The organism is Blautia obeum ATCC 29174, from assembly GCF_025147765.1.
Taxonomy (GTDB): domain Bacteria; phylum Bacillota; class Clostridia; order Lachnospirales; family Lachnospiraceae; genus Blautia_A; species Blautia_A obeum.
Genome location: NZ_CP102265.1, coordinates 836,893 through 861,715 on the forward strand (window position 1 = coordinate 836,893; position 24,823 = coordinate 861,715).

A 24,823-nucleotide genomic window follows, 5' to 3' on the forward strand; every position below is an offset into this window, starting at 1 on the left:
TTAGTAAGTCCTGTAGAAATCCTGGACAAAACGAATAAACTGGCGCACATGTGGCTTCAGAATACGATTTTTACTGTAGACAATATAAAAAGTTCTTTTATGAGCAGATTCTTCAAGTGGAAAAAGAAGAATCTGCTTTGTTTTTTGCAGATCGATCGTAGAGCGTGCGGAGAGAAGGGAAATTCCCAGTCCGTTCACAATGGATTTTTTAATACTTTCCAGGTCATTCATGCGGGCAATCACATTGAGGTCACTGGATGTAATACCGAGTTTTTCCAGAAAGATATCCATTTCTTTTTTTGTGCCGGAACCTTTTTCACGGATAATGATCGGATCTTTCATAAAATCCTGAAAGGTGATTGCATGATTCTGCATTTCCAGATAATGCTGGGTTACCGGGGTTGCAATGACAAGTTCATCCTGACAGAAAGGAAGAAAGACACAGCTCTCATCGCTGGTATTCTGTCCAACCAGCGCCAGGTCCACAGTGCCGTCAAGGACGCGGTTGATGGACTCTGCACTATCTGTCTGGATAGAGTGAAAATAAGTATCCGGGTGCGTTTTTCCGTAGGCAGCCAGGATTTCCGGCAGCAGATAGGAAGACGGAATCGTGGATGCAGCAAGGTCGATCATATGTTTCTGGACACCAGTGAAATTTTCGAGAAGGTTGTTACGAATCTCCAGCATGCGTACAGCACTGTCGTAGAGCTGGTAACCTTTTGTAGTGATCGTCGTTTTTTTGGTGGTGCGGATGATAAGTTTTGTATGCAGCTCTTCCTCCAGTGAACGTACATGTGCACTGATGGTTGGCTGGGTGAGATAAAGCTTTCGTGCTGCTTCGGAAAAGCTTCCATAATCAACAACGGCAACAAAAGCTTCTAATTGTTTGAATTCCATGATGTGATACCCCTTAATAATGAAAAATTACTGCATACGGGTGAGTAGTAGCAGATAAAAATGAAAGTTTATAAATGATATGGAGAACCTGTAATCTCTGCAAGGGCATGCAGAGCAAGATCAACTTCGTGATGTGTGTTTTCTGGTCCGAAAGAAAAACGAATCGTTCCTTCTGGGTAAGTGCCAAGTGTTTTGTGTGCACTTGGGGCACAGTGAAGTCCGACACGTGTCATGATTCCGTAAGTGTCATCCATTTCATAGGCAACGCGTGCCATATCTGTTTGTAATGTCTGGACAGATACGACAGAAGTACGTTCTATCGTATTATGTTTTCCTATTGCACGAAGAGTTGATTCAGATGGATCCATCTGCATGAGTCCATTGATAAAATACTGCGTTAATTCCAGTTCATGTTGGTGAAGCTTGCCCATATCTGTCTGCTCCAGATCACAGAGTGCTGCATGCAGACCGAGAATTCCGGGAATGTTTGGTGTTCCTGGTTCGAATCGATCAGGAAGAAAAGACGGAACTTCTTCTGTATGGGAAACACTTCCGGTTCCACCGCTTAAGAGAGGCTCGATTTGGGAGGCGAGTTCATTACGGATCAGAAAACCGCCGGTACCCTGTGGACCGCGAAGACCTTTATGTCCGGTGAAAGCAAGAGCGTCCAGCTGAAGTGCCTCCATATCGATTGGGACAGTACCGGCTGTCTGGGCAGTATCCAGGATAAAAAGAAGTCCATGTTTCTTACAGAATTTTCCAAGTTCCTGTACCGGCATCATGGTTCCACAGACATTAGAAGCGTGCAGACAGACGAGAAGCCGGGTGTTCGGTTTAAGAAGTTCTTCTGCTTTTTCTATAAGAAGAGAACCGTCCGCAGAGCATGGAATACGGTCAAAAGTGACTCCATGCCGGGTAAGCTGTACCAGCGGACGCATGACCGCATTGTGTTCCATAGAGGAAACAAGTACATGGTCTCCGGATTTCAGCAGTCCTTTCAGAAGAATATTCAGACTGGTCGTGATATTGGGAGTGAAGATTACATTTTTGCCTTTTCCGGATGTGAAATGAAACAGGCGGAGAAGCTGTTCGCGAGTCTCGAAGATCTGTTCTTCAACAGAATAGGCAGCCTGATAACCTCCACGGTTCACATTGACAGCAGAACCATTCAGGTAATCGTAAACAGCCTGTGCCACGGAGGGAGCCTTTGGATAGGAAGTACTTGCCTGATCCAGATATATTTTTGCCATAACTATAACCTCGATTCAGATATTCTGATAACAGATATCAGGATTATTTATAAAATATTTCTATAAATAGCTATAAAACAAGACTATAATGAATTAGCTTTTTTGTCAATGAAATGTTATTATTTTATACAAAGAATGTATGCTATAAACAAAAAAATTAGCATAAGAGGGAAAGGGAGGTAACAACAAATGAAAAAAGAAAAAACAACGATCGTTGTGGCAGGCGTGCTGATCGGTGTGATCTCAGCAATGCTGGTGTTCTTTGGAAATCCGGCGAACATGGGATTCTGTATCGCCTGTTTCTTACGAGACACTACAGGAGCATTGGGACTCCATTCTGCAGCTGCGGTACAGTACATCCGTCCGGAGATCATCGGGCTGGTGCTTGGTGCATGCATCGTGTCACTGATTACAAAGGAATTTCGTCCGAGAGGTGGTTCGGCACCGGTTACCAGATTTACACTGGGAGCTTTTGTTATGATCGGATGTCTGATGTTCCTTGGGTGTCCGTTCCGAATGATTCTGCGTCTGGCTGGTGGTGACGGAAACGCCATTTTTGGTCTGGTAGGATTTGCAGCAGGTATCCTTACGGGAACATTCTTCCTGAAAAAAGGTTACACGCTGAAACGTTCCTACAAGATGCCGAAACTGGAGGGAGCTGTATATCCGGCATTCCAGATTGTGGTGCTGATTCTTCTGGTAGCAGCACCGGCATTTATTCATTTTACGGAGCCGGAAGGCGGACCGGGAGCCAAACATGCAGCAATCCTAATTTCACTTGCTGCTGGTGTGATTGTTGGTATCCTTGCACAGAGAACACGTCTCTGTATGGTTGGCGGCATCCGCGATGCAGTTCTTTTTGGAGAATATAAACTACTCTTTGGTTTTGTAGCAATTCTTGTCAGTGCGCTGATCATGAATGTGGCACTTGGATTTTTCCACCCAGGATTTGTCGGACAGCCAATCGCACATACAGACGGACTGTGGAATGCACTTGGCATGTATCTGGCCGGGTTTGGCTGCATTCTTCTTGGAGGTTGTCCGATGCGTCAGCTGATTCTGTCAGGAGAAGGAAATACAGACTCTGTTGTTACAGTGCTTGGTCTGATGGCAGGAGCTGCTTTTGCACATAACTTTGGCCTGGCATCTTCCGCAGACGGACCGACTGCAAATGGTAAGATTGCAGTTGTGATCGGCATCGTTGTGGTTGCAGCTATTGCAGTGATCAATTCAATGAGAAAAGAAGAAGCCTGAGTAAAAGAACTGAAAGGAGAATGAAAGATGAAGCGAGTAGACGCAAGAGGACTGTCCTGTCCGGAGCCAGTCATTCAGACTAAGACTGCAATGGCTTCAAAAGAAGCAGAATATGAAGTGCTGGTAGATAATGTAGTTGCGAAAGAAAATGTTTCTCGATTTGTGATGCATCAGGGATATCAGGTGAATGTGGAAGAACAGGGAGACGATTTCCTGCTTAAAATAACAAAATGATGACATATATTGCGACTTTTTATTCCCATTATGGTGCAATACAGTTTCGAAAAAACTGTGAAAAAATGCATCTGGAGGCGCTCGTCATGCCGGTTCCACGAGATTTGAGTTCTTCCTGCGGAACCTGTGTCCGTTTTGTGGCAGAGGGTGAATTTCCGGAGAAGAATGAAGAGGTGGAGCAGATCGTCCGGATTGAGGATTCCGGATATGTGTGTATTTACCATGCAGATGGGGAATAAAATTATATCATTCTTGAAAACAGAATGAGGAATTCATAAGGTAAGAGTCTGAAAGAATTGATGCTGCTTTTTAAAGGTATCTTTTTTTCAGGCTCTTTTTATAGGAAATTGAAGATTATTTAATGTTGGTGTGGCACGGGTATACATTCCAGAGGAATTCGTGTATACTGATAGGCAATCAGAAGTTACAGCAGAAGATCGTTTTTAGCGTATATTCTCTGTATAAAAAAGTTACAGGAGTGACAGATATGGGAGAAAGACTTACAAAAAGAGATATAGAAAAAATAGAAGAAGAGATTGAACATCGTAAGCTTGTTATTCGAAAAGAAGCAATTGAGGCAGTAAAAGAGGCCCGTGCGCAGGGTGATTTAAGTGAAAACTTTGAATATTATGCAGCGAAGAAACACAAGAATCAGAACGAAAGCCGTATCCGCTATCTGGAGAGAATGCTGAAAACAGCAACAGTTGTAGATGATTCTTCGAAGTCCGATGAAGTTGGAATGGATGATATTGTTGAAGTAGAGTTTGAAGAAGATGGAGAAGTGGAAAAGTATAAACTTGTCACATCCATCCGTGGAAATTCCATGGAAAACCGTGTCAGCATCGAATCTCCGATCGGGAAAGCCCTTAAAGGTCATCGAGTAGGTGACCGTGTATTGGTCAATGTCAATGAGAATGTCAGCTATTATCTGCGTGTCAAATCGATTGACAAGACCGGAGATGAAGGTGAAAATATCCGCAGTTTTTAAAAGGACAGATTTTAAAACCAGACAGAAAGCGGCATTTTTTGACAAAATTCGATTTTACAAAGATTTAACATAATACTGGTGAGAACTTTACAAGGTGTCAATATGATGAAAATATATTAAATTCAGGTAAAGGAGAATAATATGAATTTTTTCAGTATATTGACATTATTAGGAGGTCTCGCCATGTTCCTGTATGGAATGCAGGTTATGGGAGATGGACTTGCCAAAGTTTCAGGCGGGAAGCTGGAACAGATCCTTGAGAACCTTACATCCAGTAAATGGAAAGCAGTTCTTCTGGGCATGTGTGTGACGGCAGTTATTCAGTCCTCATCTGCAACAACCGTTATGGTCGTTGGTTTTGTAAATTCTGGTATCATGAAACTGACACAGGCGGTCGGAATCATTATGGGTGCCAATATTGGTACTACGATTACATCCTGGATCTTGAGTCTGACCGGAATTGAAAGCAGCAACTTTTTTATCAGCCTGCTGAAGCCGAGTTCTTTTTCACCAATCCTCGCAATGGTCGGAATTATATTACTGACGTTTACAAAAAGTTCCCGCAAGAAAGACATCGGTACGATTATGCTTGGTTTTGCAGTACTGATGTTTGGTATGGAAAGTATGAGTGGAGCTGTGAAACCTCTGGCTGATGTACCGGAATTTACGGGCCTTCTTCTGAAATTTTCCAACCCGGTTGCCGGTATCCTTGCAGGTACGATACTGACCGCGATCATTCAGTCATCTTCTGCATCCGTAGGTATTCTGCAGGCACTTTGTATGACTGGCGCAGTACCGTTCAGTTCTGCATTTCCGATCATCATGGGACAGAATATTGGTACTTGTGTGACAGCACTTTTGTCCGCAATTGGAGCGAATAAGAATGCAAAACGTGCAGCGATGATCCATCTGTATTTCAATTTGATCGGAACCGTGGTATTCATGATTCTGTTCTATATGATCAATGCTGCTGTTCATTTTCCGTTTATGACACAGATGGCGACACCGGCAACGATCGCGATCACTCACAGCGTGTTTAATATCACGGCAACACTGGTATGGCTGCCATTCTCTAATCTGCTTGTAAAACTTGCCTGTCTTACAATCTGTGATGACAAGAAAGATGAAGTCAGCAAAGAGGATCAGGAGTTTATGATCCTGGAATCTCGTTTCCTTGAAAAACCTGCTTTTGCAGTGGAACAGGGAAGAAATGCAGCAAGACACATGGAGAAAGATTCCAGAAAGGCACTTAATATTGCTCTGGATCTGATCTATGATTACAGTGAAGAACAGGCAGAACATGTACAGGAGATTGAGTCAAAAGTAGACCGTTATGAGGATGAGCTTGGAACATATCTTGTAAAGCTGAATAACAAAAATCTCTCAGAGAGAGACAGCCATAGTGTATCAACGATGTTGCATTGTATCGGAGATTTTGAACGAATCTCAGACCATGCGGTCAATATTATGGAGTCAGCACAGGAACTTCATGAGAAAAAGCTTACTTTTTCAGCTCAGGCACGAAATGAGCTGCAGGTCCTGATCGCTGCCGTTAGCAGGATCGTAGATACAGCATATCAGATTTTTGACAAGCAGGATCTGAATCTGACAGAGGATGTAGAACCACTGGAAGAAATAGTAGATGAATTAAGCAAAGAATTAAAACGTCGTCATATTAATCGGCTTCGTTCCGGAGAATGTACGATTGAAATGGGATTTATTCTGACAGATCTTCTTACCAGTCTGGAAAGAATTGCAGATCACTGTTCGAATATCAGCGTCTGCATCACGCAGGTAAGAGAGAATCTTTATGATACACACAGTCATCTGGAAAGTATGAAGAATGAACCGGATGATGCATATTATAACCGTCTGGAAGAACTGCAGAAAGAGTATGTACTTCCGTAGAATATTTGCAGGGCTCCCGGACAGAAAGGAATTATGCTGAATGATCTATTGTGTGGAAGACGAAAAAAATATCAGAGAGCTGCTGATCTATACACTGGAAACGACCGGGTTTTCTGCAAGAGGGATGGCAAACAGTAAAGAACTGAAAGATGCACTGAAAGAAGAACTGCCGGATCTGATCCTTCTGGATATCATGCTTCCGGGAGAAGATGGATACAGCATTCTGGAACGTCTGAAAGCTTCATCGGAAACCCAAAATATTCCGGTGATCATGGTGACGGCAAAAGAAGCGGAGTACGATAAAGTAAGAGGTTTGGAAGCAGGCGCGGATGATTATATCACCAAACCGTTTGGAATGATGGAGTTTGTTGCCAGAGTCAAAGCGGTTCTCAGGCGCTGTTCAAGACAGGAAGAAGACAAAGAACTGAAATGTGATGATCTGAGATTGTCTGTGGGCAGACATAAAGTTTACTGGAAAGAGGAAAAAGTAGAACTGACCAGAAAAGAATTTGAACTTCTTCAGTATTTGATGGAAAACAAAGGTCTGGTCATGACCAGAAATCAGATTCTCTGTCATGTATGGGGATATGATTTTGATGGAGAAACAAGAACGGTGGATGTGCATGTCCGTACGCTTCGTCAGAAACTGGGAGAAGCAGGCAACTTGATAGAAACGGTGCGTGGCGTCGGCTATCGGATAGGAGCATGATATGAGGAAAAAAATACTGAATCATACCTGTATACTGGTAGTTGTTTCTGTACTTCTGACATTTCTTGCAGCAGGACTGGTCATGTATGGTAAATACAATGAAGATCTGAAGGAAAGTGTCCGGGACAGCCTGAAATATGTGCAGGATGGCGTAGAAAAGATGGGTAATTCCTATCTGGATGATGCACTTGGAAAGGCTACTTCAGCCCGCATTACGCTACTTGATCCAAAGGGAAATGTCCTGTTCGATTCGCTGGAGAATTCTGCAGAACTTGAAAATCACAGTAACCGTCCGGAATTTATTCAGGCAGAGAAGAATGGATACGCGGAATCACTGAGATACTCGGAAACATTGTCAAAACAGAATTTTTATTGTGCGGTAAAACTGGATGATGGAGACATCCTGCGTGTTGGAAGAACAACGGATAGTGTGTTTTATACGATGTTATCGAGTTCGGTACTGCTTGGAGGACTGCTGATTCTGATTTTTGCAGTGACATTTATTCTGGTCCGCAAACAGACAAAAGATCTGATCGAGCCAATTAATACACTGAATCTGGAAGAGCCGCTCAAGGATGTGGCATATGAAGAATTACGTCCGCTTCTTGGAAGGGTGGATCAGCAGAATAAACAGATCGCCAAACAGATGGAAGAACTGAAAGAGGCAGAAGCAGTGCGCAGAGAATTTTCGGCAAATGTTTCGCATGAGCTCAAGACACCACTTATGTCAATCTCCGGATATGCAGAACTTATGATGAATGGGATGGTTCCTGATGAAAAGGTGCCGGAATTTTCGGGCAGGATTTATCATGAAGCAAGTCGTCTGAGTGCGCTGGTCGCAGATATCATTCAGCTTTCCAGACTGGATGAAAAAAACAGTGACCTTCCGTTTGAACTGGTAGATCTGTATGAACTGGCAGAGGACATTGTTTTGCATCTGGACAGTGCGGCTTCGAAAAAAAATATAAATGTATCACTTGAGGGGAATGCGGTAACGGTACAGGGGGTACGGCATGTGATCTATGAGATGCTGTATAATATTGCGGATAATGCAATTCGTTATACGGATCAGAATGGTACAGTAAATATTTTTACGGGAACAGTCAATGGACATGCTTTTTACCGTGTGGAAGATAATGGAATCGGTATTCCGGAAAATGAACAGAAGAGAATTTTTGAACGTTTTTACCGGGTCGATAAAAGCCATTCCCGTGCGACCGGTGGAACAGGCCTTGGACTTTCTATTGTAAAACATGGAGCAATCCTTCATAATGCAGAGATAAAACTGAAAAGTGAGCCTGGCAAGGGTACAAAAATGGAGCTGGTGTTCTGAGAACACCGGCTCCTTTTAGCGTTACAGAATTCAAATTCAGAAGTCCATTGCAGAAAGGGCTGCTTCATCAGCAATGATCGTGCAGTCCGGGTGGAACTGTAAGATCGATCCTGGAACTTCTGGAGTGACTGGGCCTTGAATGACCTGTTTCAGAATTTCAGCTTTATCTTTACCGCTGACAACTACAAGAATCTTCCGGCATCGCATGATCGTTCCGATTCCCATGGTATATGCCTGTTTTGGAACATCCTTTTCGCTGTCAAAGAATCGTTTGTTGGCCTGAATCGTAGTTTCAGTCAAATCTACGCAGTGAGTCTCGTTTTCAAAATGGTCGGATGGTTCATTAAAACCAATATGTCCATCGTGACCAAGCCCGAGAATCTGGATATCAGCTGGACCGATCTTGTGAAGCAGTTCGTTATATGCCTGGCATGCTTTTTCAGCATCTGGTTCTGTGCCGTTCGGAACGTATGTATTTGCATGGTTGATATTTATTTTGTGGAACAGATGGGTATTCATAAAATAGCGGTAGCTCTGTTCATCAGAACCAGCCAGTCCTTTATATTCATCGAGATTGACAGTCGTTACCTGAGAAAAATCCAGGTCACCGTTTTCGTACATTTCTACCAGATGTTCATAAGTTCCAACAGGAGATGAACCTGTAGCAAGGCCAAGAATACTGTCCGGTTTCAGAATTATCTGTGCCGCAATCAGATTGGCCGCCTTTCGGCTGAGTTCCTGATAATTTTTTACTTTACAGATTTGCATGTTTCCTCCTTCTTGTCCGTTTAGTGGACATGTGCATTTACATTTATTATATATATTTTTGTATTCGTCATGTTTAAGATTGAGATTGTGGACGTTCAGATAATGCCTTGATGGATGTGGCGTATTCTGTTGGTGTCATGCCGGACAGCTTTTTGAACTGTCTGGAAAAATAATGGATGGAAGAATATCCCAGAAAATCAGATATCTGTGTAAAATTCATATCATTTTCACGAATCAGCTGTTTGGCAAAGTCAATCTTCATACGGGAAAAGAATTCGATAACTCCGCACTGATATTCTTCACGGAAAAGCTTTTGAAGCTGAGAACGTCCAATCATATTGTCCTTGGAGATATCTTCAATCGTCAGAGACTGCCGCACATGTTCTCCGAGATAGTGGATGATATTCCGGCAGGTTTCAGAGCTTGTCTGACAGGAATCATAAATCCCTGCAGAAGCAGAATAATGTGCGATAGTGTATCTGCGGATCATATGGATCAGAAGTTCTTCGAGATACAGCGTCAGAAGCTTCTGAGAACCAAAAGGGACAGTACTTTTTTTGACCATTTTTTCAAGATATGGATTATCCAGGGGAGAAGCAAAACAGTTTCTTGCTTCCGCAATAATGCGTCCCAGAATACTTCGTTCGGTATCGGAAAATTCGAGTATTTTATTTTCAAAAAATTTCATACATGGGGAATTGCACGTAAAAGAGATTACAATGATATTTGGTGCAGTTCTGCCATTTGCTTTCAAAGTATGAAATTCATTTGGACGATGAAAGATGACCTGACTGCGTGTGAGAGTATAGGTACCATTGTCTGTGATAACTTCGGCAGCACCTTTATCTACACATTGAAATTCCCAGAAATCATGACGTTCACCATCGAAATGAAAATCATTTCTGTATTCGTAGTAATGAATTGTATAAATATCTGATACAAATAGTTCCTGATCCAGTTGAATGCTCTGATATGCCACGGGATAACCTCCTTGGTCAGATGATGTTCGTCATTTATAATATTGCTTGTAAATATTATACTAATGAATTTGTGATAAATAGTCAAATCATTATTGATAATGTGCAAAAATATAATTTTTTTGTGCAAATACTAAAAATGAAAAAAAGGTAATATGGTATGGGAAATAAAATTATTTGTTGTCATATCTGAAATTCTGTTGTACGATTTAAAAGAGTATGAAGAAACAGGAGGGAAAATTGATGAAGAAACCAGTTTTAGTAGTTATGGCTGCGGGAATGGGAAGCCGTTACGGTGGACTGAAACAGATCGATCCGATCGATAAAGAAGGTCATATTATTATGGATTTTTCTATTTATGATGCAGTGAGAGCCGGATTTGAAAAAGTTGTATTTATCATAAAGAAAGAAAATGAACAGGCATTCCGTGAAGCAATCGGAGACCGTCTGAGTAAGCAGATCGAAGTTGCATATGTGTTCCAGGAACTTGATAATCTTCCGGAAGGCTATACTGTTCCGGAAGGCCGAGTAAAACCATGGGGAACCGGTCATGCCGTCTTAAGCTGTATTGATGAGATTGACGGACCATTTGCTGTTATCAATGCAGATGACTATTATGGAGTACATGCATTTAAGATGGCATATGATTTCCTGACCTCTGAGCAGGAAAAAGAAGATGTTTACCATTATATGATGGTTGGATATCGTCTGGAAAATACTCTGACAGAGAATGGTCATGTTGCCAGAGGGGTATGCGTGACAGATGAGGAAGGTCATCTGATCAAGATCAATGAGCGTACTCATATCGAGAAACATGATGGAGGTACGGCATATACAGAAGACGATGGGAAATCTTGGACAATGCTTCCGGAAGGCAGTATTGTTTCCATGAATATGTGGGGATTTTCGAACAGCATCCTTAAGGAATTAAAAGAGCGTTTCACAGCATTCCTGGATGATGCGATCAAGAATAACCCGATGAAAGGTGAATACTTCCTTCCGTTTGTTGTGGATGAACTTCTTCAGGAAAAGAAAGCTACTGTCAAGGTGCTAAAATCCGAAGATAAATGGTATGGAGTTACTTACAAAGAAGATAAACCAATGGTAATGACTGCAATCCAGAATCTGAAAGATCAGGGTCTGTATCCGCAGAAACTGTGGGAGGAAGCATAAGTGGAGACCAGTAATAAAGTGCACGAAGCAATTGATGGATTTAAACTGCCGGGTGAACTGAAAGAATGTATCCGATATGGAAGTGGACATATTAATGATACATACAGACTGACCTACGAGACACCACAGGGAACAAAACGTTATATTCTGCAGAGAATGAGTAAGAGTATTTTTAAGAAACCGGTAGAACTGATGGAGAATGTCAGCGGCGTTACTGCCTGGCTTCGTAAAAAGATCATCGAGAATGGCGGAGATCCGGAGAGAGAGACGCTTACTTTGGTAAAAAGTAATGATGGCCTTCCGTATTTTGTAGATTCTACAGGAGAATACTGGAGAGTATATCTCTTTATAGAAGGTGCGACCTGCTATGATGCAGTAAAGGATGATAATGATTTTTATCAGAGTGCAGTGGCTTTTGGACATTTCCAGAGACTTCTTGCGGATTATCCGGCAGAAACTCTGCATGAGACAATCAAGGATTTTCATAATACACCGGATCGTCTGGAGAAATTTAAGAAAGCAGTTGCAGAGGATATCTGTGGAAGAGCTGCTTCTGTTCAGAAAGAAATTGATTTTATTCTCGAAAGAGAAGAACTGACACATGCACTGTATGATCTGCAGCTGGATGGAAGACTTCCTCTTCGAGTTACACATAATGATACGAAACTGAACAATATCATGATTGACGATGAGACAGGAAAGGCAATCTGTGTCATCGATCTGGATACGGTTATGCCTGGCCTTACTGCAAATGATTTTGGCGATTCTATTCGTTTTGGAGCAAGTACTGCGCTGGAAGATGAGCAGGATCTTTCAAAGGTATCCTGTGATCTTCATCTTTTTGATGTATATGCGAGGGGATTTATTGAAGGATGTGGAGGAGCACTGACCGATTTAGAAATCGACATGCTGCCGATGGGGGCGATCCTTATGACATTTGAGAATGGGATCCGTTTCCTGACTGATCATCTGGAGGGTGATCATTATTTCCATATTCATCGTGAGGGGCACAACCTTGACCGCTGCAGGACACAGCTTACTCTTGTTAAAGATATGCAGGAAAAACTGCCGCAGATGAATGCAATCATTCAGAAATATAAATAATATTAAATATGATCAAATAAAAAAGCTTCGGAACTTTGTGAACAGCTCCGAAGCTTTTTTAGTGTGCATATCAGCCTTTGACACCACCGGAAGTAAGACCGCCGACAAGGTGTTTCTCGATTGCGACAAAAAGAATAATAACTGGCACTGTTGCAAACAGAGAGGATGCAAACAGATACTGCCATTCCACCATATTGTAGCCATTGAAGATTGTAATACCGACTGTCAGAGGTTTCAGGACATCTGTAGAAATCAATGTCAGAGCAACGGTATATTCGTTCCAGGCGTTGATGAATACGAAAATCAGGGCAGTAACGATACCAGGTGCTGCTACAGGAAGAAGGATACGGATCAGGGCAGAAACCTTTCCACAGCCGTCTACGGTAGCTGCCTGTTCCATTTCAGGAGAAATGGAGATAAAGGTACCGCGCAGCAGCCAGATTGCAAATGCCTGGTTAAATGCTGCATTGATAAATACCAGCCCTACGAGACTGTCTGTCATGCCAAAAGTGGACATGATTTTGTAGATACCTACCAGAAGGACAACCGGTGCAAACATCTGAGAAATAATGACAATTCCCAGGAAGATTTTTTTACCTTTGAATTTCATTCGTGCAAGTGCATAGGCTGCCGGGATACCACATACGATCGCGATCAGAGTGGAACCACCTGCAACGATCAGTGAATTGATAAAGTATCTCGAAAGTGGAGCCAGAGTCCAGATGTCTTTGAAATTTTGCCACAACCAGTGGATTGGCAGGAGCGTTCCATCGGTGGAATAAATTTCTGCACGGCTTTTGGCTGCTGTTGTGAACATAACAAAGTATGGATACAATGTAACCAATACCACCAGAATTACAAAAAGATAAAGAAGAACTCGAAGGAGTATGCTTTTGGTGTCACGTGTTTTTTTCATTAGTCTTCATCCTCCTTTCTCAGTGAAAGTACCATATAAACAGAAGCACAGATACACAGAATCAGGAAACCAATCACAGAGACTGCAGCTGCTTCACCGGATTTGCCTTTGTAGAAGGCTAGTTTATAAAGGTATGTAACAAGGGTATCGGTACGGCTTGCCGGATCACCCTTGGTAATGGTCCAGATAATTGGGAAGGAGTTGAATACATAAATAATATTCAACACAGTACTTACAGTCAGAGAAGATTTTACCAGCGGAAGTGTGATCTTAAACAGTTTTTGCCAGTAATTTGCTCCATCAACAGTTGCAGCTTCATAATAAGAGTTATCAATGCTCTGCAGACCGGAAAGTACACAGAAGGTAACGAATGGCACGGTAACAAAGATACCTACAAAAATTTCCCATGCAAAATATGCACCAGGGGTAGGAGTCCAGTTTACCGGGCTGGAGATCAGACCGATTTTCATTAAAAGTGTATTCAGTGCACCGTAATCTTTATCAATGATGAATTTCCAGACACCTGCCTGAATGATCAGGGAAGTAGCCCATGGGAATACAATAATTGCACGAACGGCTTTACGGAAACGGAACTTGTTGTTCAGTACAAGTGCCAGGATAAAACCAAACACAGTAGAGATCACAACAACGGCAATGGTCCATACAAGTGTATTTTTGAGAACCAGTTTAAAGGTAGAACCTCTGAGGACTTTTGCAAAGTTGTCAAATCCACAGAAGCCTTTTACAAGTCCGGCCTTACTCACTTCGCTCATTGAAGTACGAAATACTTCAAAGATTGGAAAGAGTATGAAGATTGTCATAAGAAGGATGCTTGGGAGCAACCACAGATAGGGCTCCAGAGCAGCCAGAGTTTTCTTTTTTTTCATAATAACACCACCAAATCATTTGTTAAAAATTTTCTGAGAAGTTTTTAACAGAAATTTTCAAAAGAAGCGGGAGCCGGTCACTAATGTTCCGGCTCCCGGTAAAGTTACATTTAATTGGAAGATGATCAGCCGGCAATATCAGCCTGAAGGTCATCCAGAAGTGTCTGAACGTCATCACCGAGAAGTGCGTTCTGTTCAACTTCGATTACGCCCTGTTTAACATCTGCCCATTCGGTCTTAGTTGCCGGGTAGAAGTTGCAGCTCTGCAGGATATCGATCCAGGATGCGAAAGTATCATCATCTTTTGCAAGAAGGTCTGCTGCTGTCTGAGTAGTAGGAAGGAATCCCTCGAATACCATGTAATCAGCGTAACGTTCGTCATCATAGAAGAAGTCGAAGAATTTACTGATGGCAGCTGTACGAGCTTCCTGATCTTCAGCGGAGTCATCTTTGAATACCTCGAGACGGTCGCAAACACCCATTGCAACAGAGTCACATCCTTCGTTAGCCGGGATAGTAGTTACATCGTAGTTGATATCATATCCGCCATCAGAAAGATAAGTAGGAATGTTGTTCGGTCCGATCATCATAGCAACTTTTCCTGCACCGAACATATCCTGAAGATCATAACGTGTTTCGTTGGCCGGGTCAGAGTTTGTATATCCATCGTTTACAAGACCGATTGCAAAGTTAAGAGCTTCAACGTTCTTGTCACTGTTTAGAGCCCAGTCACCGTTTTCGTCTACAAATCCACCACCGTTATTCCATGTATAATAGGAGAATGCAGCCTGACCTTCGTCAGTTGTCATATCAATACCCCATGGATAAACGTCATCACCGAATTTATCTTTGATCTTCTGTGCTGTTTCCTGAACTTCAGCCCATGTAGTAGGAACGGTAGCGCCTGCTTCATCAAGGATATCTTTATTATAGAAGAGAGCACGGCAGGATGCCAGGATCGGTAATGCGTATACAGTATCATCGATTGTGCTTGCTTCCCAGAATGCCGGGAAGAATTTTGCCTGGAGATCTTCAGAAGCATATTCTGTAGCAGGCATCAGCAGATCATCAGCCACATAATCTGCAAGAACATCGATGTTCAGAATATCAGGTGCATTGTTGTTTGCAACAAGTGTATTTACTTTTGTATAAAGATCATTCCAGGAAACAATTTCCACATTCAGATCGATATCAGGATTCTCTGCTTCAAAATCTTTCTCAAACTGAGTCCACCAGGTCTGAGTCTGAGTACCATACTGACTGATGATAACATCCAGAGTAGTTTTACTGTCTGCTGCAAGAACAGGCTGAGCCATTGATGCGGTCATTGCCAGTACCATAGCTAATGCGATTTTTCGTTTCATAGATAAGTCCTCCCTTTTGTTTGGTGAAACTGACAGAATCGTCAGTTTGGTTTCGTGGTTAGCACGAAGAATTTAGGTTGATTATATCGTTTATACCAGACAGTGTCAATAAAAATGTATAAAAAAGGCCCGAAATCACAAAAAAAATAATATATATTGCATAAAAATATGGAATGACAGATTGCACAAACATAAGAATGCAGAATTGCAGGTATGCAGGATAAATAAAATTCTTACAAATATTCTGGTAATAGTAAAATCTGAGGGAGTTTTAGTAAAATCTGAGGGATACTTCTGGAATATATTGTGAAAAAAAAAGAATGGTGATACAATGACATCGAAATAAAGCAGAACTAAAGCAAACGTCAGGAGGAGATAAATCATGGCAATTTTAGTAACAGGTGGAGCAGGTTTTATTGGAAGTCACACAGTGGTAGAGCTGCAGAATGCAGGATATGATGTGGTTGTTCTGGATAATTTAAGCAACTCCAGTGAAAAAAGCCTGGAACGAGTAGAAAAGATCACAGGTAAGCCGGTGAAGTTTTATAAAAAAGATATTCTTGATCGTGAAGGACTGAATGAAGTTTTTGAAAAGGAAGACATTGATTCCTGTATACATTTTGCTGGATTGAAAGCAGTCGGAGAGTCTGTTGTAAAACCTTGGGAATATTATGAGAATAATATTGCTGGTACACTTACTCTTGTAGATGTGATGAGAAAACACGGTGTCAAAAATATTATTTTCTCCTCTTCGGCAACTGTATATGGCGATCCGGCAATCATTCCGATCACAGAAGAATGCCCGAAAGGACAGTGTACCAATCCTTATGGCTGGACCAAATCCATGCTGGAACAGATTCTTACAGATATCCAGAAAGCAGATCCGGAATGGAATGTAGTACTTCTTCGTTACTTCAATCCGATCGGTGCTCATAAGAGTGGTCTTATCGGTGAGAATCCGAACGGTATTCCGAACAACCTGATGCCATATATCACACAGGTTGCAGTTGGTAAGCTGAAAGAGCTTGGAGTATTTGGTAATGATTATGATACACCGGATGGAACCGGAGTGAGAGATTACATTCATGTAGTTGACCTTGCAAAGGGACATGTAAAAGCAGTTAAGAAACTGGAAGATAATTCCGGACTCAGCATTTATAATCTGGGAACAGGCAAAGGATACAGCGTCCTTGACATCGTTAAGAATTTTGAAGCTGCGACAGGAATCAAAATTCCTTACTCTATCAAACCACGTCGTGCAGGTGATGTTGCGACATGTTATTCTGATGCGACCAAAGCAAAGAAAGAACTTGGCTGGGAAGCAGAGTACGATATCAAAGATATGTGTGCAGATTCCTGGAATTTCCAGCAGAAGAATCCGAACGGATACGAAGACTAAATCTCAGAAGCATATATATAAAGATCCCCGATACCATTACGGTACCGGGGATTTTTTGGAATCTGATGAAAGTTGATTGAATTAATGATATATTTTTTCTTTTTCAAATTTTGGCTCGCAGGTCAGTTCAATGCCAAGTTTGCGGAACTCCCAGATATCAACAGAAGACAGCATGACAGAGGTATGCGCCTGGCAGCCACGAAGAGATGGTAACTGTTCCAGTGCCTTGCGTGCTTCCGGATTATTTGCTGCGCTGACGGAAAGTGCGATCAGTGTCTCGTCAGTATGAAGACGTGGGTTTTTGCTTCCGAGATACTGCGTCTTTAATTCCTGAATCGGTCGTATTGCTTCTGGTGAGATTACATGGTTCTCATGAGGAATACCAGCCAGCTCTTTCAATGCATTCAGAAGAAGGGCAGAGGAGGCACCGAGCAGTTCAGAAGTTTTGCCGAAGATCATACGTCCGTCAGTCAGCTCCAGAGCGGCAGCAGGACCTTCGGTTTCTTTTTCTTTCTGAAGGCTTGCCGGAACAACTTTACGGTCTTCCAGAGAGGCATGAGCCTGTTTCAGAAGCAGTTCGATCTTACGGATTTCTTCTTCTGTACCTGTACCGGTGAGAAGCGCTGCACAGCTCTTATAGTAGCGGCGGATAATCTCCTGGCGTGATGCTTCACAGCAGGCTTCATCATCTACGATACAGTTTCCGGCCATATTTACACCCATGTCAGTAGGTGATTTGTAAGGGCACTCGCCCATGATCTTTTCGAACATTGCCTGGAGAACCGGGAAAATCTCCACATCACGGTTATAGTTGACCGTTGTTTCACCGTAAGCTTCCAGATGGAACGGGTCGATCATATTGACATCATTCAGGTCAGCAGTTGCTGCTTCGTATGCTAGATTGACCGGATGTTTCAGCGGAATGTTCCAGATTGGGAATGTTTCAAATTTGGCATAACCGGCAGCTACTCCGCGTTTGTATTCGTGATACAGCTGGGAAAGACAGGTCGCCATTTTTCCGCTTCCCGGTCCTGGCGCAGTGATAACTACCAGCGGTCTTGTGGTCTCGATATATTCGTTCTTTCCATATCCTTCATCACTTACGATAAGAGGGATATTGCTTGGATATCCGGGAATACTGTAGTGGAAATATACTTTGATGCCGAGCTTTTCAAGACGTTTCTTGAAATGATCAGCACTTTCCTGACCGGCATAACGTGTAATGCATACACTGCCTACATAGAGACCACGTTCTGTAAAGGCATCGATCAGACGCAGAACATCTTCATCGTAAGTAATACCAAGGTCTCCTCGCATTTTGTTTTTGTCAATATCTGCAGCACTGATAACGATAACGATCTCTGCCTGATCGCTCAGCTGCATGAGCATACGTAGCTTACTGTCAGGTTCGAAGCCTGGAAGAACACGGGAAGCATGATAATCATCAAAAAGTTTTCCACCGAATTCCAGATAAAGTTTGTTGTCAAATTTGCTGATGCGGTCACGAATATGCTCGGACTGCATGGTCAGATACTTGTCATTATCAAATCCAATTTTCATTTATCGTTTTCCTTTCCCATCACATTTAGCCGGAACAAACTTCCGGCTATTACGTTGATAGTATACTACACTTACTGTTCACAGGCAAGTAATGTACTGCAAACAATCACAGTTTTTCAGTTGATTTATACAGGAAATATCTTTATAATAAAGAAGATAACAAGAGGAGGACAAGAATGAACAATCAGATGGACAATCGGCCGGATCGAAACCGTCCGAATCGAAACAATCCTGGCAATCAGGGACCGAATAAAAACCGCCAGTCTGTTCTGGCTTTTTTGATTTGTCTGCTGATTTCACTGGTATGCCTGAGCTTTGTAACAGATATGATGAGCGACAAGTCCAGTGAGATCACATATGATAAATTTATCGAAATGGTAGAGAAGGATCAGGTAAAAGAAGTTACTCTTCAGTCAGGTGTGCTGACTGTTGTACCTAAGATCCAGAAATCCTACTACCAGAAGGTAAGTTATAAAGTAAACCAGATGGAGGATGCAGACGCCCTTACAAAACGTCTGGAGGGAACGGATATCGTATTCCATTATGAGCAGCCGGATGCTATGGGAGAATTTGTTTCGACCATGATCAGTGTTCTACTGCCGACAGTAGTTCTGTTTTTTATGCTGATGTTTTTTATGCGGCGGATGAACAAAGGTGGAAACGGCATCATGGGTGTTGGTAAGAGCAGGGCAAAAGCTTATGTTCAAAAAGAAACCGGAGTGACATTTAAAGATGTTGCAGGACAGGAAGAAGCAAAAGAATCTTTGCAGGAAGTTGTGGATTTTCTGCATAATCCGGGGAAATACACTGCAATTGGTGCAAAACTTCCGAAAGGAGCGCTTCTTGTAGGACCTCCGGGAACAGGTAAGACACTTCTTGCCAAGGCAGTAGCAGGCGAGGCGAATGTACCGTTCTTTTCACTTTCTGGTTCAGAATTTGTAGAGATGTTTGTTGGTGTAGGTGCATCCCGAGTAAGGGACCTGTTTGAAGAAGCGAAGAAAAATGCACCATGTATCGTATTTATCGATGAAATCGATGCAATCGGTAAAAGCCGTGATTCACGTTACGGTGGAGGCAATGATGAACGTGAGCAGACACTGAATCAGCTGCTTGCGGAAATGGATGGATTTGATACTTCAAAAGGGCTTCTGATCCTCGCGGCAACCAATCGTCCAGAAGTACTGGATCCGGCACTTCTGCGTCCTGGCCGTTTTGACAGACGTATCATTGTTGATCGCCCGGATCTGAAAGGACGTGTGGAAATTCTCAAAGTCCATGCCAAAAACGTCATGCTGGATGAAACGGTCAATCTGGAAGCAATTGCGCTTGCTACATCAGGGGCTGTGGGATCGGATCTTGCCAATATGATCAATGAAGCTGCAATCCTTGCTGTCAAAAATGGCCGCAGAGCTGTTTCGCAGAAAGATCTTCAGGAATCTGTTGAAGTTGTACTTGTTGGTAAAGAGAAGAAAGATCGTATCTTAAGCCCGCAGGAAAGAAAAATAGTTTCCTATCATGAAGTTGGCCATGCGCTTGTCAATGCATTACAGAAAGATGCAGAACCTGTGCAGAAAATAACGATCGTGCCGAGAACTATGGGAGCACTTGGTTATGTTATGCAGGTACCTGAGGAAGAAAAATATCTTAATACCCAGAAAGAACTGGAAGCAATGCTGGTCGGATATCTGGGCGGACGTGCAGCAGAAGAAATTGTGTTTGATACGGTCACTACCGGTGCTGCCAATGATATTGAACAGGCAACTAAAGTCGCACGGGCAATGATCACACAGTATGGTATGTCTCAGAAATTTGGACTGATGGGACTGGCATCTCAGGAAAATCAGTATTTGTCAGGACGTGCGGTGCTGAACTGTGGTGATGATACTGCAACAGAGATTGATCATGAGGTTATGCAGCTTCTGCATTATTCTTATGAAGAAGCCAAGAGACTTCTGAATGAGCACAGAGAGGCACTGGATAAGATTGCCGGATATCTCATCAGCAGAGAGACGATCACTGGTAAGGAATTTATGAAGATCTTCCGTGCGGTTGAGAAAGGACTGGAGATTCCGGAGAATCTGGATGACCTTCCGGATGAAGTACAGACGACTGCCGACAGGACAGCAGTGGAAAATACAGAAGGGTTGACAGCGGAAGAAACACCGGCAGAACCTGTACATGAAATTTCTGCTGTTGATGTGACTGAAACAGACAACGACGAATCTGATTCTGAGGAGTAATATGTTTCAGATTGAAGAAGAACTAAAAAAACTTCCCGCGAAACCGGGTGTCTATCTGATGCACGATGAACGGGATGAGATCATTTATGTAGGAAAAGCGATCAGCCTTAAAAACCGTGTGCGGCAGTATTTTCAGAGTAGCCGTAACAAAGGTGCCAAGATTGAGCAGATGGTCACCCACATAGCCAGATTTGAATATATCATTACAGATTCTGAACTGGAGGCCCTGGTCCTTGAAAGCAATCTGATCAAGGAACATCGACCGAAATACAATACCATGCTGAAAGATGACAAGAGTTACCCGTTTATTAAGGTGACTGTTCAGGAGGCTTATCCAAGGGTATTGTTCGCCAGAAGAATGAAAAAAGACAAGAACCGTTATTTTGGTCCATATACCAGTGGTGGCGCTGTAAAAGATGTCATAGAACTGGTACGTAAATTGTATCAGGTACGTTCTTGTAATCGGAACCTTCCGAGAGACTGTGGAAAGGACCGTCCATGCCTGTATTATCACATGAAACAGTGCATGGGCCCGTGTACCGGCCATGCGGATCAGCGTGCCTATAAAGAAAATATCCAGAAGGTCATTCGTTTTCTAAACGGAGATTTTCAGGAAACGATCGATCAACTCACTGAAAAAATGCAGAAAGCATCTGAAGAAATGCGCTTTGAGGATGCTGCAGAAGCTCGAGATCTGATACGAAGTATCCAGAAGATCGGCGAGCGGCAGAAGATTACAGCATATGGAGAAGAAGACAGAGATATCATAGCGTGTGATATGGATGAAAGCCTTGATCTGCGAGAACAGGATGCAGTTGTTCAGGTGTTTTTTATGCGTGATGGCAAGCTGATTGGAAGGGATCATTTTTATCTGAGAGTGGCCAGAGGAGATACCCGGTCACAAGTATTGTCCAGTTTTGTAAAGCAGTTTTATGCCGGTACACCATTTATTCCGGGAGAGATTACACTGCAGACAGAGATAGAAGATGCGGATGTTATTGAGGAATGGCTGACATCCAGAAGAAAACAGAAAGTTCGTATTGTTGTGCCCAAAAAAGGAACCAAGGAAAAGCTTGTTGAACTTGCATGGGAGAATGCGCGAATGGTTCTGGAGAAGGACCGTGAGCGTATTCGAAGGGAAGAAGGCAGAACGATCGGAGCGGTTCATGAAGTGGAAGATTGGCTTGGGCTTAAAGGTCTTAATCGAATGGAAGCTTTTGATATCTCTAATATCAGTGGATTTGAGTCCGTAGGTTCCATGGTTGTTTATGAGAAAGGAAAGCCAAAGCGCAGCGATTACCGTAAGTTTCGCATTAAATCTGTGCAGGGCCCGAACGATTATGCCAGTATGGAAGAGGTTTTGACAAGGCGGTTTACACATGAAAGCAACGGAGAATTTGACAGCTTTTCCAGAATGCCGGATCTGCTTCTGATGGATGGTGGAAGAGGCCAGGTAAATATAGCACTGGGTGTTCTTGATAAACTTGGAATACGGATCCCGGTCTGTGGTATGGTAAAAGATGATCATCATCGAACGAGAGGACTTTATTTTGATAATATTGAAATACCAATCGACACCAACAGTGAAGGATTTCGCCTGATCACAAGAATACAGGATGAGGCTCACCGTTTCGCAATAGAATATCATCGATCGCTTCGAAGTAAAGAACAGGTTCATTCTGTTCTGGATGATATTCCGGGAATCGGCGAACGGAGACGAAAAGCTCTGATGCGACGTTACCGTTCGATAGAAGGAATCCGTGATGCAACGGTAGAAGAACTTGCAGAGACGGAGTCAATGAATATAGGAAGTGCAAAACAGGTGTATGAATTTTTTCACCCGAATAAATAAACATTAAAGGAGAACACATTATGAAAGGTGTATTGATGACAAAGATGGTACAGGAGCTTAACCTTACAAATCTGACTCCTGAAATTGATCTGTCCGAGATGCGGATCATGACGGCGGAAATCAACCGTCCGGCACTGCAGCTGACCGGTTATCTGGAGCATTTTGCAAATGAACGTGTTCAGATCATTGGTTATGTAGAGTACACATATCTGATGCAGCTCAGTGATGAAAAGAGAATGATGAAATATGAACGTTTTATTTCAAGTAAGATTCCATGCGTTATCTTCAGTACGATGACCAAGCCCTCACAGGATATGATCGATATGGCAATCAAATACAATGTGCCGACATTTGTTACAGAGAGAACCACTTCCAGTCTGATGGCAGAGATTATCCGCTGGCTTGGTGTTCAGCTGGCTCCATGTATTTCCATTCATGGTGTGCTTGTAGATGTTTATGGCGAAGGAATTCTGATCACAGGAGAGAGCGGTATTGGTAAGAGTGAAGCTGCACTGGAGCTGATTAAACGAGGACATCGTCTTGTAAGTGATGATGTTGTAGAGCTGCGTAAAGTCAGTGATGTCACTCTGGTAGGCTCGGCACCGGATATTACCCGTCATTTTATCGAACTTCGCGGCATCGGTATTATTGATGTCAAGACACTGTTTGGTGTAGAAAGTGTTAAAGATACGCAGTCTGTTGATCTTGTCATCAAACTTGAAGAGTGGGACCGCGATAAAGAATACGATCGTCTCGGACTTCATGAAGAATATACAGAGTATCTTGGAAACAAGATTGTCTGCCATTCTCTGCCGATCAGACCAGGACGTAACCTGGCGGTTATTGTAGAATCAGCGGCTGTCAACCACAGACAGAAGAAGATGGGATACAATGCGGCAGAAGAACTGTACAAACGTGTACAGGCTAATATTGCACGTAAGCGTGAAAGCTGATAAAATATTTTTTTATAAAAACAAAAACGACTGGCAAACAGGGAAAGGTGGATGAAAATGGGTTCATATTGTTTTGGGATTGATGTAGGGGGGACAACCGTAAAATGCGGTCTTTTCCAGACAGACGGTAATCTTGTTGACAAATGGGAGATTCCAACAAGAACAGAAAATAAAGGCGAAAACATTCTTCCGGATGTGGCAAAGGCTATTCAAGAAAAAATGGTAGAAAAAGGTATTGAGAAAGCTGATGTGGAAGGCGTTGGAATCGGAATTCCGGGACCGATCAATTCTAAAGGGGAAGCTGCATGTGCGGTAAATCTTTACTGGGGATTTACACCGGTAGCACAGATCCTTCATGATCTGACAGGACTTAAAGCATGTGCAGGAAATGATGCCAATGTTGCTGCTCTGGGAGAAGCGTGGAAAGGTGCAGCTGCCGGCTCTGATAATGTCATCATGGTGACACTTGGTACAGGTGTGGGTGGCGGAATCATTGTAGATGGCAAAATCGTTGCCGGAACACATGGTGCCGGTGGTGAAATCGGCCATGTGCTGGTTGTACGTGGCGAAGCAGAAAAATGTAACTGCGGCAATCATGGATGTCTGGAACAGTATGCATCTGCTACCGGAATCGTACGTGTGGCAGGAAGAATGCTTGCTGCATCTGAAGAAGACAGTACTCTTCGCGGACTCCAGAACATCACAGCAAAAGATGTCCTTGATGCATTCAAGGAAGGTGATGCACTTGCAGTGCGTATCATGGAATATGTAGGAGATCTTCTTGGTGGAGCACTTGCTGGTTTTGCAGCAGTTGTTGATCCGGAAGCAATCGTAATCGGTGGAGGGGTATCCAAGGCCGGACAGCCACTGATTGACTGCATTCAGAAATATTATATGAAATATGCATTTCCATCCTGCAAAGATACACAGATTGTTCTTGCAACACTTGGAAATGACGCTGGGATCTGCGGCGCAGCTAAAATGGTTCTTTAAGAATAACATTCTGAGAATAAAAGATCGTAAAATAAGAGATAAATACATAGAAGAAGCTTTCTAT

22 protein-coding genes are annotated in these 24,823 nt (G+C 42.7%); 14 read left to right on the plus strand and 8 right to left on the minus strand.

Going from position 1 to position 24,823, the window contains the following annotated elements:
* Together NQ503_RS03915 and NQ503_RS03920 are read right to left on the minus strand one after the other, a co-directional pair.
* A complete protein-coding gene (locus NQ503_RS03915; protein WP_259893405.1) occupies positions 1-897 on the minus strand; it encodes a selenium metabolism-associated LysR family transcriptional regulator in 897 nt (298 codons plus the stop codon).
* 68 nt (positions 898-965) lie between these two features.
* A complete protein-coding gene (locus NQ503_RS03920) occupies positions 966-2,147 on the minus strand; it encodes an aminotransferase class V-fold PLP-dependent enzyme (RefSeq protein WP_005421890.1) in 1,182 nt (393 codons plus the stop codon).
* A 189-nt stretch (positions 2,148-2,336) separates the two neighbouring features.
* Between NQ503_RS03920 and yedE the strand changes: the two genes are divergently transcribed.
* The 7 genes from yedE to NQ503_RS03955 all read left to right on the plus strand — a co-directional run bounded on the left by yedE (position 2,337) and on the right by NQ503_RS03955 (position 8,573).
* Positions 2,337-3,401: a YedE family putative selenium transporter gene (gene yedE / locus NQ503_RS03925; protein ID WP_005421891.1), complete on the plus strand. Its 1,065-nt coding sequence runs from the start codon at positions 2,337-2,339 to the stop codon at positions 3,399-3,401.
* 27 nt (positions 3,402-3,428) lie between these two features.
* Positions 3,429-3,635 (plus strand): sulfurtransferase TusA family protein, encoded by a 207-nt coding sequence (locus tag NQ503_RS03930; RefSeq protein WP_005421894.1) that lies wholly within the window; start codon positions 3,429-3,431, stop codon positions 3,633-3,635.
* On the plus strand, positions 3,635-3,874 hold the full coding sequence (locus tag NQ503_RS03935) for a putative Se/S carrier protein (RefSeq protein ID WP_044924727.1): 240 nt from the start codon (positions 3,635-3,637) through the stop codon (positions 3,872-3,874). The genes NQ503_RS03930 and NQ503_RS03935 overlap by 1 nt, the downstream gene beginning before the upstream one ends.
* Before the next feature lie 248 nt (positions 3,875-4,122).
* Positions 4,123-4,623, plus strand: a complete 501-nt coding sequence (locus NQ503_RS03940; RefSeq protein WP_022388667.1) for a GreA/GreB family elongation factor — start codon at positions 4,123-4,125, stop codon at positions 4,621-4,623.
* 141 nt (positions 4,624-4,764) lie between these two features.
* Positions 4,765-6,531, plus strand: coding sequence for a Na/Pi cotransporter family protein (locus tag NQ503_RS03945; RefSeq protein WP_005421901.1), 1,767 nt, complete (start codon positions 4,765-4,767; stop codon positions 6,529-6,531).
* A gap of 40 nt (positions 6,532-6,571) precedes the next feature.
* Complete coding sequence (locus NQ503_RS03950; RefSeq protein ID WP_005421905.1) at positions 6,572-7,240, plus strand: winged helix-turn-helix domain-containing protein; 669 nt, start codon at positions 6,572-6,574, stop codon at positions 7,238-7,240.
* A gap of 1 nt (position 7,241) precedes the next feature.
* Entirely contained in the window at positions 7,242-8,573 is a 1,332-nt protein-coding gene (locus NQ503_RS03955; RefSeq protein ID WP_259893408.1) for a sensor histidine kinase, read from the plus strand.
* Positions 8,574-8,609: 36 nt separating this feature from the next.
* Here the strand turns inward: NQ503_RS03955 and nagB are convergent, their stop codons facing one another.
* Complete coding sequence (gene nagB / locus NQ503_RS03960) at positions 8,610-9,341, minus strand: glucosamine-6-phosphate deaminase (RefSeq protein WP_005421915.1); 732 nt, start codon at positions 9,339-9,341, stop codon at positions 8,610-8,612.
* A gap of 73 nt (positions 9,342-9,414) precedes the next feature.
* A complete protein-coding gene (locus NQ503_RS03965) occupies positions 9,415-10,320 on the minus strand; it encodes an AraC family transcriptional regulator (RefSeq protein ID WP_005421917.1) in 906 nt (301 codons plus the stop codon).
* A 241-nt stretch (positions 10,321-10,561) separates the two neighbouring features.
* On the opposite strand from NQ503_RS03965, the gene NQ503_RS03970 reads away from it, so the two are divergent.
* Both NQ503_RS03970 and NQ503_RS03975 read left to right on the plus strand, forming a co-directional pair.
* Positions 10,562-11,491, plus strand: a complete 930-nt coding sequence (locus NQ503_RS03970; protein WP_044924712.1) for a sugar phosphate nucleotidyltransferase — start codon at positions 10,562-10,564, stop codon at positions 11,489-11,491.
* Positions 11,492-12,595 carry a phosphotransferase enzyme family protein gene (locus NQ503_RS03975; RefSeq protein ID WP_044924714.1) on the plus strand — a complete coding sequence of 368 codons (1,104 nt, stop codon included), beginning with the start codon at positions 11,492-11,494 and terminating at the stop codon, positions 12,593-12,595.
* Between the two features lie 70 nt (positions 12,596-12,665).
* Here NQ503_RS03975 and NQ503_RS03980 read toward each other — a convergent pair whose 3' ends face one another.
* The 3 genes from NQ503_RS03980 to NQ503_RS03990 form a co-directional block, all read right to left on the minus strand.
* Positions 12,666-13,511 (minus strand): carbohydrate ABC transporter permease, encoded by an 846-nt coding sequence (locus NQ503_RS03980; RefSeq protein WP_005421922.1) that lies wholly within the window; start codon positions 13,509-13,511, stop codon positions 12,666-12,668.
* Positions 13,511-14,398: a carbohydrate ABC transporter permease gene (locus NQ503_RS03985; protein WP_005421924.1), complete on the minus strand. Its 888-nt coding sequence runs from the start codon at positions 14,396-14,398 to the stop codon at positions 13,511-13,513. The genes NQ503_RS03980 and NQ503_RS03985 overlap by 1 nt, the downstream gene beginning before the upstream one ends.
* A 125-nt stretch (positions 14,399-14,523) precedes the next feature.
* Positions 14,524-15,762: an ABC transporter substrate-binding protein gene (locus NQ503_RS03990; RefSeq protein ID WP_005421926.1), complete on the minus strand. Its 1,239-nt coding sequence runs from the start codon at positions 15,760-15,762 to the stop codon at positions 14,524-14,526.
* Positions 15,763-16,144: 382 nt separating this feature from the next.
* On the opposite strand from NQ503_RS03990, the gene galE reads away from it, so the two are divergent.
* On the plus strand, positions 16,145-17,161 hold the full coding sequence (galE, locus tag NQ503_RS03995; RefSeq protein WP_005421929.1) for a UDP-glucose 4-epimerase GalE: 1,017 nt from the start codon (positions 16,145-16,147) through the stop codon (positions 17,159-17,161).
* Positions 17,162-17,242: 81 nt separating this feature from the next.
* Here galE and NQ503_RS04000 read toward each other — a convergent pair whose 3' ends face one another.
* On the minus strand, positions 17,243-18,721 hold the full coding sequence (locus NQ503_RS04000; protein WP_005421939.1) for a DUF1846 domain-containing protein: 1,479 nt from the start codon (positions 18,719-18,721) through the stop codon (positions 17,243-17,245).
* Between the two features lie 176 nt (positions 18,722-18,897).
* Between NQ503_RS04000 and ftsH the strand changes: the two genes are divergently transcribed.
* The 4 genes from ftsH to NQ503_RS04020 are packed head-to-tail and all read left to right on the plus strand — an operon-like array spanning position 18,898 to position 24,759.
* Positions 18,898-20,961 (plus strand): ATP-dependent zinc metalloprotease FtsH, encoded by a 2,064-nt coding sequence (gene ftsH / locus NQ503_RS04005; RefSeq protein WP_005421941.1) that lies wholly within the window; start codon positions 18,898-18,900, stop codon positions 20,959-20,961.
* 1 nt (position 20,962) lies between these two features.
* Complete coding sequence (uvrC, locus tag NQ503_RS04010; protein WP_005421948.1) at positions 20,963-22,813, plus strand: excinuclease ABC subunit UvrC; 1,851 nt, start codon at positions 20,963-20,965, stop codon at positions 22,811-22,813.
* 20 nt (positions 22,814-22,833) lie between these two features.
* Positions 22,834-23,766 (plus strand): HPr(Ser) kinase/phosphatase, encoded by a 933-nt coding sequence (hprK, locus tag NQ503_RS04015; protein WP_005421956.1) that lies wholly within the window; start codon positions 22,834-22,836, stop codon positions 23,764-23,766.
* Between the two features lie 57 nt (positions 23,767-23,823).
* Positions 23,824-24,759 (plus strand): ROK family glucokinase, encoded by a 936-nt coding sequence (locus NQ503_RS04020; protein ID WP_044924716.1) that lies wholly within the window; start codon positions 23,824-23,826, stop codon positions 24,757-24,759.
* The last annotated feature ends 64 nt before the right edge of the window (positions 24,760-24,823 follow it).

What these genes read in the sequence shown, in the direction of transcription:
- NQ503_RS03915 (WP_259893405.1), bottom strand. Translation starts at nt 897, where the DNA reads ATGGAATTCAAACAATTAGAAGCTTTTGTTGCCGTTGTTGATTATGGA.
- NQ503_RS03920 (WP_005421890.1), bottom strand. Translation starts at nt 2,147, where the DNA reads ATGGCAAAAATATATCTGGATCAGGCAAGTACTTCCTATCCAAAGGCT.
- yedE (WP_005421891.1), top strand. Translation starts at nt 2,337, where the DNA reads ATGAAAAAAGAAAAAACAACGATCGTTGTGGCAGGCGTGCTGATCGGT.
- NQ503_RS03930 (WP_005421894.1), top strand. Translation starts at nt 3,429, where the DNA reads ATGAAGCGAGTAGACGCAAGAGGACTGTCCTGTCCGGAGCCAGTCATT.
- NQ503_RS03935 (WP_044924727.1), top strand. Translation starts at nt 3,635, where the DNA reads ATGACATATATTGCGACTTTTTATTCCCATTATGGTGCAATACAGTTT.
- NQ503_RS03940 (WP_022388667.1), top strand. Translation starts at nt 4,123, where the DNA reads ATGGGAGAAAGACTTACAAAAAGAGATATAGAAAAAATAGAAGAAGAG.
- NQ503_RS03945 (WP_005421901.1), top strand. Translation starts at nt 4,765, where the DNA reads ATGAATTTTTTCAGTATATTGACATTATTAGGAGGTCTCGCCATGTTC.
- NQ503_RS03950 (WP_005421905.1), top strand. Translation starts at nt 6,572, where the DNA reads ATGATCTATTGTGTGGAAGACGAAAAAAATATCAGAGAGCTGCTGATC.
- NQ503_RS03955 (WP_259893408.1), top strand. Translation starts at nt 7,242, where the DNA reads ATGAGGAAAAAAATACTGAATCATACCTGTATACTGGTAGTTGTTTCT.
- nagB (WP_005421915.1), bottom strand. Translation starts at nt 9,341, where the DNA reads ATGCAAATCTGTAAAGTAAAAAATTATCAGGAACTCAGCCGAAAGGCG.
- NQ503_RS03970 (WP_044924712.1), top strand. Translation starts at nt 10,562, where the DNA reads ATGAAGAAACCAGTTTTAGTAGTTATGGCTGCGGGAATGGGAAGCCGT.
- NQ503_RS03980 (WP_005421922.1), bottom strand. Translation starts at nt 13,511, where the DNA reads ATGAAAAAAACACGTGACACCAAAAGCATACTCCTTCGAGTTCTTCTT.
- NQ503_RS03985 (WP_005421924.1), bottom strand. Translation starts at nt 14,398, where the DNA reads ATGAAAAAAAAGAAAACTCTGGCTGCTCTGGAGCCCTATCTGTGGTTG.
- NQ503_RS03990 (WP_005421926.1), bottom strand. Translation starts at nt 15,762, where the DNA reads ATGAAACGAAAAATCGCATTAGCTATGGTACTGGCAATGACCGCATCA.
- galE (WP_005421929.1), top strand. Translation starts at nt 16,145, where the DNA reads ATGGCAATTTTAGTAACAGGTGGAGCAGGTTTTATTGGAAGTCACACA.
- NQ503_RS04000 (WP_005421939.1), bottom strand. Translation starts at nt 18,721, where the DNA reads ATGAAAATTGGATTTGATAATGACAAGTATCTGACCATGCAGTCCGAG.
- ftsH (WP_005421941.1), top strand. Translation starts at nt 18,898, where the DNA reads ATGAACAATCAGATGGACAATCGGCCGGATCGAAACCGTCCGAATCGA.
- uvrC (WP_005421948.1), top strand. Translation starts at nt 20,963, where the DNA reads ATGTTTCAGATTGAAGAAGAACTAAAAAAACTTCCCGCGAAACCGGGT.
- hprK (WP_005421956.1), top strand. Translation starts at nt 22,834, where the DNA reads ATGAAAGGTGTATTGATGACAAAGATGGTACAGGAGCTTAACCTTACA.
- NQ503_RS04020 (WP_044924716.1), top strand. Translation starts at nt 23,824, where the DNA reads ATGGGTTCATATTGTTTTGGGATTGATGTAGGGGGGACAACCGTAAAA.